The 14166-nt window shown below is 72.5% G+C and carries 17 protein-coding genes; 10 read left to right on the top strand and 7 right to left on the bottom strand.

The window, feature by feature from the left end; all coding sequences use genetic code 11:
* Window positions 1-45: 45 nt before the first annotated feature.
* A complete protein-coding gene (gene ribH / locus IEY99_RS11370; protein WP_189202265.1) occupies window positions 46-522 on the top strand; it encodes a 6,7-dimethyl-8-ribityllumazine synthase in 477 nt (158 codons plus the stop codon).
* Window positions 523-526: 4 nt separating this feature from the next.
* On the opposite strand, the gene IEY99_RS11365 is transcribed toward ribH, so the two are convergent.
* Genes IEY99_RS11365 through IEY99_RS11355 form a run of 3 tightly spaced genes read right to left on the bottom strand, consistent with a single transcriptional unit; the run spans window position 527 to window position 2983 of the window.
* A complete protein-coding gene (locus tag IEY99_RS11365) occupies window positions 527-1267 on the bottom strand; it encodes an amino acid ABC transporter ATP-binding protein (protein ID WP_308427031.1) in 741 nt (246 codons plus the stop codon).
* A gap of 1 nt (window position 1268) precedes the next feature.
* Window positions 1269-2117, bottom strand: a complete 849-nt coding sequence (locus IEY99_RS11360; protein ID WP_189202263.1) for an amino acid ABC transporter permease — start codon at window positions 2115-2117, stop codon at window positions 1269-1271.
* Window positions 2114-2983: an ABC transporter substrate-binding protein gene (locus IEY99_RS11355; RefSeq protein WP_189202261.1), complete on the bottom strand. Its 870-nt coding sequence runs from the start codon at window positions 2981-2983 to the stop codon at window positions 2114-2116. Before IEY99_RS11355 ends, IEY99_RS11360 begins: the two co-directional genes overlap by 4 nt.
* A 102-nt stretch (window positions 2984-3085) precedes the next feature.
* Between IEY99_RS11355 and IEY99_RS11350 the strand changes: the two genes are divergently transcribed.
* The 9 genes from IEY99_RS11350 (at window position 3086) to pheT (ending at window position 10965) form a co-directional block, all read left to right on the top strand.
* Window positions 3086-3349 carry a phosphoribosyl-ATP diphosphatase gene (locus IEY99_RS11350; RefSeq protein ID WP_189202259.1) on the top strand — a complete coding sequence of 88 codons (264 nt, stop codon included), beginning with the start codon at window positions 3086-3088 and terminating at the stop codon, window positions 3347-3349.
* A 43-nt stretch (window positions 3350-3392) separates the two neighbouring features.
* Window positions 3393-4235: an ATP phosphoribosyltransferase gene (gene hisG, locus IEY99_RS11345; protein ID WP_189202258.1), complete on the top strand. Its 843-nt coding sequence runs from the start codon at window positions 3393-3395 to the stop codon at window positions 4233-4235.
* A 59-nt stretch (window positions 4236-4294) separates the two neighbouring features.
* Window positions 4295-4756 carry a PH domain-containing protein gene (locus IEY99_RS11340; RefSeq protein WP_373293329.1) on the top strand — a complete coding sequence of 154 codons (462 nt, stop codon included), beginning with the start codon at window positions 4295-4297 and terminating at the stop codon, window positions 4754-4756.
* Window positions 4757-5062: 306 nt separating this feature from the next.
* Window positions 5063-5689: a translation initiation factor IF-3 gene (infC, locus tag IEY99_RS11335; protein ID WP_189203517.1), complete on the top strand. Its 627-nt coding sequence runs from the start codon at window positions 5063-5065 to the stop codon at window positions 5687-5689.
* Between the two features lie 58 nt (window positions 5690-5747).
* Window positions 5748-5942 (top strand): 50S ribosomal protein L35, encoded by a 195-nt coding sequence (gene rpmI, locus IEY99_RS11330; RefSeq protein ID WP_071807036.1) that lies wholly within the window; start codon window positions 5748-5750, stop codon window positions 5940-5942.
* 39 nt (window positions 5943-5981) lie between these two features.
* Window positions 5982-6374 (top strand): 50S ribosomal protein L20, encoded by a 393-nt coding sequence (gene rplT, locus IEY99_RS11325; RefSeq protein WP_189202254.1) that lies wholly within the window; start codon window positions 5982-5984, stop codon window positions 6372-6374.
* Between the two features lie 67 nt (window positions 6375-6441).
* Window positions 6442-7236: a TrmH family RNA methyltransferase gene (locus IEY99_RS11320; protein WP_189202252.1), complete on the top strand. Its 795-nt coding sequence runs from the start codon at window positions 6442-6444 to the stop codon at window positions 7234-7236.
* A gap of 187 nt (window positions 7237-7423) precedes the next feature.
* The gene (locus IEY99_RS11315) at window positions 7424-8485 is read left to right on the top strand and encodes a phenylalanine--tRNA ligase subunit alpha (RefSeq protein WP_189202250.1); all 1062 of its coding nucleotides are present in this window, start codon (window positions 7424-7426) and stop codon (window positions 8483-8485) included.
* Window positions 8486-8487: 2 nt separating this feature from the next.
* Window positions 8488-10965 (top strand): phenylalanine--tRNA ligase subunit beta, encoded by a 2478-nt coding sequence (pheT, locus tag IEY99_RS11310; RefSeq protein WP_189202248.1) that lies wholly within the window; start codon window positions 8488-8490, stop codon window positions 10963-10965.
* Between the two features lie 46 nt (window positions 10966-11011).
* Here pheT and IEY99_RS11305 read toward each other — a convergent pair whose 3' ends face one another.
* The 4 genes from IEY99_RS11305 to IEY99_RS11290 form a co-directional block, all read right to left on the bottom strand.
* Window positions 11012-11770 carry an SAM hydrolase/SAM-dependent halogenase family protein gene (locus IEY99_RS11305; protein ID WP_189202246.1) on the bottom strand — a complete coding sequence of 253 codons (759 nt, stop codon included), beginning with the start codon at window positions 11768-11770 and terminating at the stop codon, window positions 11012-11014.
* 74 nt (window positions 11771-11844) lie between these two features.
* Window positions 11845-12306 (bottom strand): deaminase, encoded by a 462-nt coding sequence (locus IEY99_RS11300; protein ID WP_189202244.1) that lies wholly within the window; start codon window positions 12304-12306, stop codon window positions 11845-11847.
* Window positions 12307-12333: 27 nt separating this feature from the next.
* Window positions 12334-13293: a serine hydrolase gene (locus IEY99_RS11295; RefSeq protein ID WP_189202242.1), complete on the bottom strand. Its 960-nt coding sequence runs from the start codon at window positions 13291-13293 to the stop codon at window positions 12334-12336.
* Window positions 13294-13384: 91 nt separating this feature from the next.
* The gene (locus tag IEY99_RS11290) at window positions 13385-14029 is read right to left on the bottom strand and encodes a response regulator transcription factor (protein ID WP_189202240.1); all 645 of its coding nucleotides are present in this window, start codon (window positions 14027-14029) and stop codon (window positions 13385-13387) included.
* Window positions 14030-14166: the final 137 nt, after the last annotated feature.

Below are 14166 nucleotides of genomic sequence, written 5' to 3'. Positions count from 1 at the left end.
TAAGCCCCCTCGGGGCGTGGAAACATTGATCGTAAAGGGGGCAACATGGCCGGTTTCGGTGATCCGCACCTGAACACCGTCGACGGCGCCGGGCTCAAGCTCGGCATCGTCGGCTCGCGCTGGCATGCCGACCTGGTCGACCACATGGTCGCGCGGGCGCAGGCCGCGGCGGAGGCGTGCGGCGTGAAGGACGTGGTCGTGGCCCGGGTGGCGGGCTCGGTGGAGCTGCCGGTGGTCGCGCAGGCGATGGCGAAGAAGTGCGACGCGGTCGTGGCGCTCGGCGTGGTCATCCGCGGGGAGACGGCGCACTTCGACTACGTCTGCGACGCCGTGACCGCCGGGCTGACAAGGGTGTCCCTGGACGAGCGCACCCCGGTCGCGCACGGCGTGCTGACCGTGGAGAGCCTCGGCCAGGCCAAGGACCGGGCCGGCCTGGAGGACTCGATCGAGGACAAGGGCTGGCAGAGCACGGTGGCCGTGCTCGACGCCGTCCTCGCCATCCGCGACGTCGAGAAAGGCTGAGAACCTAGAGCCGGCCCGCCTCGATGATGCGGGCCAGGAACTGGCGGGTCCGTGCCTCGACCGGGTCGCCGAGCACCTGCTCGGGCGGCCCGGCCTCCCGCACCCGGCCGCCGTCGAGGAAGACGACCCGGTCGGCGACCTGCCGGGCGAAGCCCATCTCGTGGGTGGCCAGCACCATGGTCATACCGTCGTCCTTGAGGCCGCGGATCATCGTGAGCACCTCGCCGACCAGCTCCGGGTCCAGCGCCGAGGTCACCTCGTCCAGGAGCAGCAGCCGCGGGCTGTTCACCAGGGCCCGCACGATCGCGACGCGCTGCTGCTGGCCGCCCGACAGCCGGTCGGGATAGCTGCCGGCCTTGCCGGCGAGCCCCACCCGGTCCAGCCACGCCAGGGCCTGTTCCTCGATCTCGGCGGCCGCACGCCCGTGCACCTTGTCCGGGGCGAGGGTGATGTTGCGCAGCACCGTCATGTGCGGGAACAGGTTGTAGGACTGGAACACCATGCCGATGCGGCGGCGGACCAGGTCGGGGTTCACCCGGGGGTCGGTGATGTCCTCGCCGTCGAGCCTGATGACGCCGTCGTCGACCTCGGTGAGCAGGTTGACGCAGCGCAGCAGCGTGGACTTGCCCGAGCCGGAGGCGCCGATCAGCGCCACCACCTGGTGCTCGGCCACCTCCAGCGACAGGTCGTCGAGCACCACCGTGGGCCCGAAGGTCTTGCGCAGGCTCTCGCAGGACAGCAGCATCTCAGGACCCCGCGGACTGGCGGCGGGCCGCGCGCAGGGTGACCCAGTCGGTCACGCCGATGAGCGGCAGGGCGAGCAGGACGAAGAGCACCCCGGCCACGATGTACGGGGTGAAGTTGGCATCCTGCGCGGTGGCGATCTGGGCCGCGCGCACGGCGTCGATCGGCCCGGCCAGCGACACCAGGCCCACGTCCTTCTGCAGCGCCACGGTGTCGTTGAGCAGCGGCGGGGCGACCCGGCGTACCGCCTGGGGGAGCACCACGTGGCGCATCGTCTGCCGGTAGGTCAGGCCCAGCGACCGCGCGGCGGCGAGCTGGCTCGGGTGCACCGACTCGATGCCGGCCCGGAACACCTCGGCCAGGTACGCCCCGTACGTGATCACCAGCGCCGCCCCGCCGAGCACCAGCACGCTGGGCATGCCCTGCAGCCGCAGCCCCGGCACGCCGAGGGTGCACACGTAGAGCACGATGATCAGCGGGAGGCCGCGGAACGCGTACGTGTAGCCGGTGGCCAGCGCCCGTACCGGGAAGAAGACCGGGCCGCGCAGCGTGCGCAGGACCGCGACCAGCAGGCCGAGCGCTAGCGCGGCGGCCGCGCAGACGGCCAGCAGACGGATGTTGAGCCAGAGCCCGTCGAGCACGTCGGGCAGGTACTTCTTCGCCACCTGCCAGTCGAAGAACGAGGTCTGCACGCGCTCCCAGCCCGGCGCGCCGGTGACCGCGACGGCCAGCGCGCCGCCCACCACGGCGGTGGACACCGCCGCGAGCAGCACCGAGCGGATCGTCTGCCGCCTGCGGTAGGCGATGCGGTCCCGCTGGATCTCGCTGAGCCGGTGGAGCTCGGCGGTCACGACAGCTCGGGTGCCCCGGCGGAGCCGGCCAGCCAGGTCTTCTCCAGCGTCGCGAGGGTGCCGTCCTGGCGCAGCTGGTCCACGGCCTTGCTGACGCACGGGGTGAGCTTGGAGCCCAGGTCCAGGACCAGACCGAACTGCTCGGGGACGCCGACCTGGGGTAGCTGCCCGACGATGACGCCGTCCTCGAGCTCGGCGCCGGTCATGTAGAAGGCGGTCGGCAGGTCCACGACGATGCCGTCGACCTGCTTGTTCTCCAGGGCCTTCTTGGCGTCGTCGTTGTTGTTGAAGACCTGCGGCTTCGCGGCCGGCTTCAGCAGATCGGTGATCGCCTTGTAGCTGGTGGTGCCGACCTGGGCGCCCAGCGTCGCGTCCTTGAGCTCGGCGATGGTCTTCGCCCCGGCGATCTTCGAGCCCTTCGTCGTGATCACGGTCTGCCGCACGAGGTAGTAGGGCGACGAGAAGTCGACCGCCTTCCTGCGCTCCGGCGTGATCGAGAACTGGTTGATGTCGAAGTCGAAGGTCTTGGGGCCGGGCGCGATCGCGTTGTTGAAGGTCACGTGGGTCCAGACCACGTTCGCCGCGGGATAACCGAGCCGCTCGGCGACCTCGTACGCCACGGCCGACTCGAAGCCCTTGCCGTTGGCCGGCTTGTTGTCGCTGAACCAGGGCTCGTACGCCGGGTTGTCGGTGCCGATCGTGAGCTTGCCCGGCGTCCGGGTGCCCAGCGCGCCGCTCGGGCAGGCGGCGGCGGTCGCCGCGCCGTCGTTCGGCGAGGGAGCCTCGTCCGCCGGGGCGCAGGCGCCCAGCGCGGTGAGGAGCATGGTGGCGCCCGCCAGCGCCGCGACGGTGTTTCTGCTGACCATGTGCCGCAGGCTAACCCCGACCGCGTACGGCGGGCCAACCAGGATCCCAAGGGTTGGGGCCGTGCGCCGCCTGGGACGCATGAGCTGCCACAATCGGCTCCCGTGAAGACGTTCGAAGAGTTGTTCGCCGAGCTGCGGACGAAGGCGGCGGAGCGACCCGAGGGTTCGGGCACCGTGGCGGCGCTGGACGCCGGCGTGCACTTCATCGGGAAGAAGGTCGTCGAGGAGGCCGCCGAGTCCTGGATGGCGGCCGAGCACGAGGGGCCGCAGCGGGCCGCCGAGGAGATCTCGCAGCTGCTCTACCAGGCGCAGGTGCTCATGATCGCCAGCGGTCTCGAGCTGGAGGACGTCTACCGACATCTCTGACGTGCCCTCCGCCCGCATCGTCTCGAACGAAGGAGCACGTCCGATGCTGCGCATCGCCGTACCGAACAAGGGAACCCTGTCCGCCCCGGCCGCCCAGATGCTGCGCGACGCCGGCTACCGCCAGCGCACGGACGGCAAGGACCTCGTCTGCCGCGACGAGGACAACGCCGTCGAGTTCTTCTACCTGCGTCCCCGCGACATCGCCACGTACGTCGGCTCCGGCGACCTGGATCTCGGCATCACCGGCCGGGACCTGCTGGTCGACTCGGGCGTGCCGGCCCGGGAGGTGCTGGACCTCGGCTTCGGCGGGGCCACGTTCCGCTGGGCCGCCCCGGCCGGCTCGCTGGGCTCGGCGGCCGAGATCGGCGGGCGGCGCATCGCCACCGCGTACCCGGGGGTGGTTGAGCGCTACCTGGAGGAGCACGACCTCAAGGCCGACGTCGTGCGCCTCGACGGGGCGGTGGAGAACGCCGTGCGCCTGGGCGTGGCCGACCTCATCGCGGACGTGGTGGAGACCGGCACCACGCTGCGCCAGGCCGGGCTGGTGACCGTCGGGGAGCCGCTGCTGCGCTCGTCGGCGATCCTGATCGGCCGGCAGGAAGCGACCGAGCCCCGGGCCGCGCAGCTCGTCCGGCGCCTGCAGGGCGTGCTGGTGGCCCGCAGCTACGTGATGCTCGCCTACGACGTCCGGGCGGACCTGCTGGAGAACGCCACCGCGTTGACGCCGGGCATCGAGTCGCCGACGGTCTCGCCGCTGCACCGCGAGGGCTGGGTCGCCGTCCAGGCCATGGTCCGCCGGGTGGACGTGCACCGGATCATGGATGAGCTGTACGAGCTGGGCGCGCGGGCGATCCTGGTCACCGACATCGCCAACTGCCGGCTGTGACGCCGCGTCCCGCCGGGCGGGGGGACCTGCCCGGCGGGACGGACCGCCGCAGTGGCACAGTGGTAGACGTGAGTACTTCCACGCATGAGGCGGTCGCCTTCCGGCCGCGGCGCATCCGCTGGGTGGCCGGCGTCTCCGCGGCCGCGGTGGTGATCCTCTTCACCGTGCTGAGCTTCGGCCTGCACGGCTCCACCGGCGACGGGCTCGGGAAGTTCGCGCGCGGTGACCAGAGCGCGATGATCGGCCTCGGTGTGCTCGCCGGCCTGGGCATCCTGAGCTTCACCCGGCCCCGGGTGCGGGCGGACGCCGACCACGTGCAGATCCGCAACGTCGTCGGCAACTTCGATCTGCCCTGGTCGGCGGTGCGCGCGGTGCGCTTCGACCGCAACTCGGCCTGGGCCATGCTGGAGCTGCACGACGACGAGACGGTGCCCGTGCACGCGCTCCAGGCGGCCGACAAGGAGTACGCGGTCGAGGGGGTCCGGGCGCTGCGGGCCCTTCATTCGGCCGCTTCCGCGTGAGCTGGTAGACTTCCTCACAGTCGACCACGTCCGCGTCCCGCGGGCGCGAAAGAGGAGCCCGCTGGTTCCCACCCGAGTCGCTCTCGCGGCCGGGTCCGGTCAACCGATTCCGGGAATATCCCGGGGTGGGTGTGCGTCCTCATGGGCGCCGATGACCGGTCGAGCGGGCCCCGGCATGTGCCGGGGCCTTCTGCTTTCCCGTCGCCCGTGAACCTGGGGTGGCGCGAGGCCGACCGACATTGGCAGGGCGTTCCGCGGCACGGCCGGGGAACCGCCCACAACATGACATCGTTCTGAGGAGGCCCCATCAGCGTCGAACCACGCGTTAACGAACAGATCCGGGCACGAGAGGTCCGACTGGTCGGCCCCGAGGGTGAGCAGGTGGGCATCGTCCCGCTCGAGCGCGCCCTGCAGCTGGCCGCGGACGTCGACCTGGACCTGGTCGAGGTCGCGCCGATGGCACGTCCGCCGGTGTGCAAGCTCATGGACTTCGGCAAGTTCAAGTACGAGAGTGCACTCAAGGCGCGCGAAGCCCGGCGCAACCAGCAACAGACCGTCATCAAGGAGATGAAGCTCCGGCCGAAGATCGACCCGCACGACTACGAGACCAAGAAGGGTCACGTGGTGCGGTTCCTCAAGGCGGGCGACAAGGTCAAGGTGACGATCATGTTCCGCGGTCGCGAGCAGAGCCGCCCCGAGCTGGGTTTCCGGCTCCTGCGCCGGCTCAGCGAGGAGATCTCGGACCTGGGTTTCGTCGAGGCCAGTCCCAAGCAGGACGGCCGCAACATGATCATGGTGCTGGCTCCCCACCGGGCGACCAAGGCAGCCGCCGCGGCGACAGTCGCGGCCAACGCCCGCCCGCCGCGGGAACCGCGCGAGGGCGATGGTGCCGAGGCACCGCAGGCCGCAGGCGCCGACACCACCGCAGAGTAGGTTTTTGAATATCCCCACCGGCCTGGCAGCCGGTGGGGCAGAGAGAGTAGGCGTTCAAGTGCCGAAGATGAAGAGCCACACCGGCATGGGCAAGCGGGTGAAGGTCACCGGCAAGGGCAAGATCGTCCGTGAGCAGGCCGGCAAGCGCCACCTGCTCGAGGGCAAGTCCTCCCACGTCACGCGCCGGATGACCGGTACGGTCGTCGTGGCCAAGGCTGACACCAAGCGAGTCAAGAAGCTGCTGGGCCGCTGACGCGCGCGCCACACCCGTTCCCCTGTTAGGAGTACCGAAATGGCACGCGTCAAGCGGGCAGTGAACGCCCAGAAGAAGCGTCGCACGTTGCTGGAGACCGCCAGCGGATACCGCGGTCAGCGTTCGCGGCTGTACCGCAAGGCCAAGGAGCAGGTGCTGCACTCGATGCAGTACTCGTACCGCGACCGCCGTGACCGCAAGGGCGACTTCCGTCAGCTCTGGATCACGCGCATCAACGCGGGCGCCCGGGCCAACGGCCTGACCTACAACCGCCTCATCCAGGGCCTGAAGCTGGCCGGCGTCGAGGTGGACCGCAAGATCCTGGCCGACATGGCCGTCAACGACGCCGCCTCGTTCGCGGCGATCGTGGAGATCGCTCGCGCCGCCGTCGCGGCCGAGGGCACGGGCGGCGCCGCCGCCCAGGCTGCCTGAGCACATCCTCTCGGGGCGTCTTCCGGTTCGTCCGGGAGGCGCCCCGGTGCTTTTCCCAGGAGCAAGCGTGACCTTCACCCCCCGTACGCCCCGGGTCGTCGCGGCCCGGCGCCTGCAACGCCGCCGCGACCGCGACCAGACCGGCCGCTTCCTGGCGGAAGGGCCGCAGGCGGTGCGGTCGGCCCTGGCCGCGGGGGTCGTCCTCGAGCTGTTCGGTACGGACGCCGCGCTGACCCGCCACGGCGACCTTGCGATGCAGGCCCCGGTGGTGTCCCCGGTGACCGACGAGGGGCTCGCCGCCCTGGCCGAGACCGTCCAGCCGCAGGGCCTGGTCGCCGTCTGCGAGCAGGCCCACGTGCCGCTGGCCGGGGCGCTGGCCAAGCGGCCCCGGCTGGTGGCGGTGGTCGCGGAGATCCGCGACCCGGGCAACGCGGGCACGGTGCTGCGCACGGCCGACGCCGCCGGGGCCGGTACGGTGATCTTCGCGGGCGACGCCGTGGACCCGTACAACGGCAAATGTGTGCGCTCTTCCGCGGGAAGTCTGTTCAACGTGGACGTGGTGCGCTCGCCGCTGGCCGTCGCCGAGGAGCTGCGCGCCGCCGGGCTGCAGGTGCTCGCCACCACCGGCTACGGCGACGCGGACCTCGACGAGATGCTCGACGACGGCTCGCTCGCCCGGCCTACTGCCTGGCTGTTCGGGTCCGAGGCCCACGGGCTGCCCGACGACCTGCTGAAGGCCGCGGACCGGCGGGTGCGCGTGCCGATCTACGGCGGCGCGGAGAGTCTCAACCTGGCTGCCGCGGCGGCGGTCTGCTTGTATGCTTCGGCGAGAGCGCAGCGCTCCCCGAGGAGACAACCATGAGTCAGATGTTTACCCAGCCCGCTGGTCGCGGGCGCGTGGGCTGACTCGAGTTGCCGAGAAGCGGCTCCGCCGCACTGCAAGAAAAAGCAACTGGTTCGCGCGACTTCCTTGACCGGCGGGCTGCGGCCCCGCCGCGCCTCCGTACACTGCCCGATGGCTCATCCGGTGTGAGGGAGTTCGCCCGACCATGTCCTACCGCAACGATCCATACGATCCCAAGCAGGCCGCCCTGCTCGCCCCCGAGGCCCTGGAGGCCGCGGTCGCCGACGCCCGGCAGGCGTTCGCCGCGGCGGGCGACCTCGACGCGCTCGGCGCGCTGAAGCCGGCGCATCTCGGCGACCGCTCGCCCGTGTCGCTGGCGCGCCGCGAGATCGGTTCCCTGCCGCCCGCGGCCAAGTCCGACGCCGGCAAGCGCGTCAACGTGGCCCGGCAGGCCGTCCAGGCCGCGTACGACGCCCGCCATGCCGAGCTGGAGCGCGAGCGCGCCGCCCGCGTGCTGGTCGAGGAGCGCGTCGACGTCACCCTGCCGTGGGACCGGCGCCCGCGCGGCGCCCGGCACCCGCTGACCACGCTCACCGAGCACATGACCGACCTGTTCGCCGGCATGGGCTACGACGTCGTCGACGGGCCCGAGCTGGAGCTGGAGTGGGCCAACTTCGACGCGCTCAACATCGGGCCGGACCACCCGGCGCGCGGGCTCATGGACACGTTCTACGTGGACCTTCCCGGCCTGGTCATGCGGACCCACACGTCGCCCGGCCAGGTGCGCACCATGCTGACGCGCAAGCCGCCGATCTACGTGGTCTGCCCCGGCCGGGTCTACCGCACCGACGACCTCGACGCCACCCACAGCCCGGTGTTCCACCAGCTCGAGGGGCTCGTCGTCGACGAGGGCATCACCATGGCCCACCTCAAGGGCACGCTGGACCACTTCGCCCGGGCGATGTTCGGCCCGGACGCGCGCACCCGCTGGCGTCCGCACTACTTCCCCTTCACCGAGCCGTCCGCCGAGTTCGACGTCTGGTTCGCCGGGCACCGCGACGGCGCGCGCTGGGTCGAGTGGGGTGGCTGCGGCATGGTCAACCCGCGGGTCCTGGTCGCCTGCGGTATCGACCCGGAGCGCTACTCCGGCTTCGCCTTCGGCATCGGCGTCGAGCGCACGCTGATGTTCCGCAACGGAGTGAGCGACATGCACGACATGGTGGAGGGTGACGCCCGGTTCACCCGCAACTTCGGTATGGCGGTCTGATCATGAAGCTGTCCCTGTCCTGGCTGCGCGAGTACGTCGAGCTGCCGGCGCCGGTCGACGTCGCCGAGCTCGAGCGGCGGCTGATCGGCCTCGGCATCGAGGTCGAGTCCATCGTCGACCAAGCCGCGACGATCAAGGGTGACCTGGTCGTCGGCCGGGTGCTGGAGATCGAGGAACTCACCGGCTTCAAGAAGCCGATCCGCTTCTGCCACGTCGACGTCGGCAAGCCGGCGCCACAGGAGATCGTCTGCGGTGCCCGTAACTTCGCCGCCGGCGACCTCGTCGTGGTCATCCTGCCCGGCGGCGAGCTGCCCGGAGGCTTCACGATCGGTGCGCGCAAGACGTACGGGCGCAACTCCCACGGCATGATCTGCTCCGCGGCCGAACTCGGGATCAGCGGCGACCATGACGGGATCATCGTGCTCCCGCCGGAGACGGCCGTGCCCGGCGCCGACGCCCGCCCGGTGGTCGGGCTCGACGACGTCGTCGTCGACGTGGAGATCACCCCGGACCGCGGCTACCAGATGAGCGTGCGGGGGATCGCGCGGGAGCTCGCGTACGCGTACGGCACGGCGTACACCGACCCGGGCCTCACCCCGGCGGCGACCGCCACCGACGAGGTGCCGTACGACGTCACGATCGAGGACACGTACGGCTGCGACCGCTTCGCGGCGCGCGTGGTGCGGGGCATCGACCCGTCCGCGCCGTCGCCCGCCTGGATGCAGCGCCGGCTCATCGCGGCCGGCGTCCGGACGATCTCGCTCGCCGTCGACATCACCAACTACGTGATGCTCGAGCTGGGCCAGCCCATGCACGTCTTCGACCTCAACCTGCTGCGCGGCGGCCTGGTCGTGCGCCGCGCCCGGCCGGGGGAGAAGCTGACCACCCTGGACGGCGTCGCGCGCGTGCTCGACGCCGAGGACATGGTGATCTGCGACGACACCGGCCCGATCTCGCTCGCCGCGGTCATGGGCGGCGAGACCAGCGAGGTGCAGCCGGGCACGGTGGACGTCCTGCTCGAGGCCGCCCACTGGGACCCGGTCATGGTCGGGCGCACGGCCCGGCGGCACAAGCTGTTCAGCGAGGCCGCCAAGCGCTGGGAGCGCGGCGTCGACCCGCGGCTGCCCCTGGTCGCGCTGCAACGGGCGGTCGACCTGCTGACCGCCCACGCCGGCGGCACGGTCGACGAGCGGGTGCTCGACCTCGACCACGTCGCGGCGCCCGCGCCGGTGCACCTGCCCACCGACCTGGCGACCCGCCGGATCGGCCTGGCCTACCCGGTCGAGCAGGTGGCCGAGCTGCTGGGCCAGGTCGGCTGCGCGGTCGCCGGCGCCGAGCCGCTCGAGGTGACTCCGCCGTCCTGGCGGCCCGACCTGGTCGCGCCCATCGACCTCGTCGAGGAGGTGGCCCGGCTCGGCGGCTACGACGCCATCCCGAGCGTGCTCCCGCCGGCCCGCGGCGGACGGGGCCTCACCGAGCAGCAGCTGCGGCGGCGTACGGTCGGCCGGGCCCTGGCGGAGAACGGCTACGTCGAGGTGCTCTCGTACCCGTTCGTCGCCCCCGGCGCGGCGGACGCGTTCGGCCTGGCGCCCGACGACCCGCGCCGCAGCGCGGTCAGGCTGACCAACCCGCTGTCGGAGCAGGAGCCGCTGCTGCGCACCTCGCTGCTGCCGCCGCTGCTGGCCACGCTGAAGCGCAACCTCGGCCGCGGCGAGCGGGACCTGGCGCTCTACGAGACGGGTACGGTGTTCCTGCCGCACCTGGCGACGACGGCGCCGCCGCCGCTGGGCGTGGACCACGGGCCGTCCGCCGAGGACTGGGCGGCGGCGAACGCCATCGTGCCGGAGCAGCCGTGGCACCTCGCGGTGGTGCTCACCGGCGACGTGACCCCGGCCGGCTGGTGGGGCCCGGGACGGCCGGCCACCTGGTCGGACGCCGTCGAGGCGGCCCGCATCGCGCTGTCGGCGGCCGGCATGACCCCGCAGCGGGTCACGGTCGAGGCGGCCGCGTACGCGCCGTGGCACCCGGGCCGCTGCGCCGCGATCGCGGTCGACGGCACGGTCGTCGGGCACGCGGGCGAGCTGCACCCGGCCGTCCTGTCGGCGCTCGAGCTGCCCAAGCGCACCTGCGCGATGGAGCTCGACCTCGACGCGATCCCGGCCAGGCCGGTCACCCAGGCCACGAAGATCTCGACCTTCCCGCCGGCCCTCATCGACGTCGCCCTGGTGGTGCAGGCGGCGGTGCCGGCGGCCACGGTCGAGGCGGCGCTGGTGGCGGGCGCGGGCGAGCTGCTCGAGTCGGTGCGGCTCTTCGACGTGTACGCGTCGGAGCAGCTGGGCGAGGGGCTGAAGAGCCTGGCGTACAAGCTGACCTTCCGTGCCCCGGACCGGACGCTGACCGTCGAGGAGGCGGTGGCGGCCCGCGACGCCGCGGTGGCCGAGGCGTCGGCCCGCACGGGGGCGACCCTGCGCGGCGCCTGAGCGACGACGAGGCCGGGCCCAGCAGGGGCCCGGCCTCCCGCCTCCCTCACCGTCCGATCTCGACCGGTGTGCCGGCGCGCGGACGCCCGAAGATCTCGGCTGCGTTCCCGCCCCGCGCGAACAACTCGTAGCAGGCCCGGCCGGCCCATCCCGAGCTGCCCGGCGCGAACGAGATCGTGCCCGCGGGTACGGTGAAGACACCGTCGCTGACCATCGCCTCGGCCTCGGCGTCACCGATGCGCACCCGGACCGTGGTGCCGGTGCCCGCGGGGGCGTCGTACCAGCTCGTCTTCAGATTCCCGTAGCCGTCGGTGTAGACCACGGCCCGTTCCGGCGCGGGCGCGACGCTCACCGGCTCGCCGAGCAGGCTGCCGTCGCCCCGGGCGAGGCGCGCGACCGCGGTGGGGAAGACGTCCCGCGACCGGAACTGCGAACCGGCGTCCGGCACGTTCACCGCCCGCAGCGGCACCCCCTCGGCGGCGAGGAACGACAGGCTCGCCCCCGCGGCCACCCCGACCACCAGCACCCCGGAGTCGAGCCGGGCGGCCACCAGCCGCTCCCCGGCGTTGTCCTGCCGCGGATCGTCCTCGTCCTGGCGCGGGGCGACGTTGGCGTAGACGACCCGGTCGGCCGGCCCCTCCCCGAAGGCGAGCTGAGCCACGCAGAACCCGGCGCTCACGGTGTCGAACGGCGGTACCGGGATGGCGGCGACGTCCGCACCGGGCAGCAGCAGGGCGAACCGCTGCCGTACCTCGGCGAACGCGAGATCTCCGGTACCGTAGTCGGCGACGACGGTCACAAGCATGTCTTCAAGCTACGGACCGCGGGCGGTTTCCGCCCGGCGACACTCACCGGCCACCCCACCGGTGGCGCGGACCGCTACGGGGCCGCGATGAAGTGCTGGGCGTTGATCTCGCGGACCAGGTGGCCGAGGCTGCCGATCTCGTGGACGTCCACGCCCGCGTCGCGCAGCGACTCCGCGCCGCGGCAGTCGGCGAAGATGAGCGGTTCGCGCAGGGCGAAGACGACGCGCCCGATGCCGTGGGCGAGGATCAGGTCGGTGCACGTGCCCGGCCGTGATCTGCGTGCGGTGCAGGGTTCCAGCGTGCTGTAGATGGTCGCCTCCGCCAGGTCGAGGCGCGGCCCGGCGGCGATCTTGGCGAGGGCGACCTCCTCCGCGTGGTCCCGGGGATCCCGTTCGCCGGTGTAGCCGGTGGCCAGCACGCGGCCGTGGCGGTCGACGACGATCGCACCGACCGCGTAGTTGGTGAGGGTCGGGGTCGACCGGCGCGACAGCTCGGCCGCGGCGGTCAGCCAGCGGCGATCCTCCATGGAGGCCATGATCGCAAGCCTACGGTCCGGGCCGGGTCAGCTGTCGCCGGGTGGGAGGTTGTCGAGCAGCGTGCGGCCGATCACCGCGTGCGCCTGGACCGCCGGGTGGGTGGCGCCGTAGTTGTCGCGGTCGGCGAGCGCCTCGGCGAAGAGGGCGTACGTCAGCCGGGGCTTGCCGTCCGGGCCGAACATGATGCCGGCCTCGTGCCGGGAGGCGCCCAGATCGTTGCTGTCGGCGCCGTACTTGGTGGCGATGCGGCTGCGCTCCGCCGAGGACATCGCGCGGCGGATGCCGTCGTGGTAGCCGTTGATCGAGCGGGTGATGCTCAGCAGGAAGCGGCAGGAGGAGGGGGAGAGCAGGGTCCCGGTGGCGAGGCGCCAGAGCAGGTCGTGCATCTCGCGGGGAGTGGTGGTGCCCAGGTAGAAGCGGTTCGGGTTGTCGACCGGTTCGACCCGGGTGTGGGTGAAGCCCTTCGCCGCGAGGATGTCGTTGATCTCCGCCGCGGGGACGACGCGGCCGCACATGCGCACGGCGGTGTTGTCGGACATCAGCAGCATCGCGGTCAGGAAGTTGGCGACCGTGATCTCGTCGCCCCAGACCGTGTGCAGGAAGTAGATGCCGGAGCCCTCGAGGATGAGGTCCTGCGTCAGGTCCAGCTTCGTGCCCAGGGTGAGCCCGCCACGGTCGATCTTGTCCATGACGGCGGTGGCCACGGCGAGCTTCTGCACGCTGTAGCCCTCGGTGACGTGGTCGGCGTCGTCCTCGACGATCGGCCGGAGGGTGCCCGCCGGGTCGGCGGCGGCGATGTGGCTGTGCCAGGTGCCGCCTGCCCTGGCCTTCTCCCGCTCGTACACGCGGCGGATGGCGCTCGCGCCGGTGGGATCCACGCCGTCGTCGGGTCGCGCGGCGGCGGCCGGGCCGCTCATGCCGGCGGAGACGGCCGCCGCGGCGGCGCCCAGTCCGAGTGCGGAACGGCGGGACAGGTGGGCAGGCATCGTGCTCCCTCGATCATGCGGTGGTCCGGCGGCACGGTATCGCTCAACGGACGGCGGCCCGGGGACGACACGGCGGTGTGACGACAGTCCGTCATGAGCGCAGGAATCGCAGGACGGCCAGGACGCGCCGGTGGTCCGTCCGGTCCCGGGGCAGGTCCAGCTTGGTGAAGATCGCCGTGACGTGCTTCTCGACGCTGCGCTCGGCGAGGTGCAGCGCGTCGGCGATGGCCACGTTGGAGCGTCCCTCGGCGAGCAGCCCGAGGATCTCGCGCTCCCGGGCGGAGAGCCGGGCCAGGCCCGCGTCCACCGCGGGCGCGGCCAGCAGCTGCCGGACCACCTCGGGGTCGAGGGCGGTGCCGCCGGCCGCGACCCGCCGCAGCGCCCCGACGAACTCGCCGGTGCTGACGATCCGGTCCTTGAGCAGATAGCCCACGTGCCCGGTGTGCTCGGCCAGCAGCCGCCGCGCGTAGCTCGTCTCGACCCACTGGGAGAAGACCAGCACCCCGGTCCCCGGGTACGCCGACCGGATGGTCAGCGCGGCGCGCAGCCCCTCGTCGGTGTGCGAGGGCGGCATCCGTACGTCGACCACGGTGGCGTCCGGCCGCTCGGCCGCGACGGCGTCGAGCAGGGCGCCGGCGTCGGCCACGGCGGCGACGACCTCGATGTCGTGCTCGCCGAGCAGCAGCGCGATGCCCTCCCGCAACAGTGGATTGTCCTCCGCGATGACGACCCGCACGTCACTCCTCCCGGGGCAGCAGCATGGTCACGGTCGTCGGCCCGCCCACCGGCGAGTCGACCTCGAGGCGGCCGTCGAGGGCGGCGGCCCGCCGGGCCAGCCCGGCCAGCCCGGTTCCGGCCGGCCCGGTCACCGCC

Source organism: Couchioplanes azureus (assembly GCF_014648355.1).
Taxonomy (GTDB): domain Bacteria; phylum Actinomycetota; class Actinomycetes; order Mycobacteriales; family Micromonosporaceae; genus Actinoplanes; species Actinoplanes azureus.
Note: the sequence above shows the minus strand (reverse complement) of the source record. Positions and strands in the feature narration are given on the sequence as shown.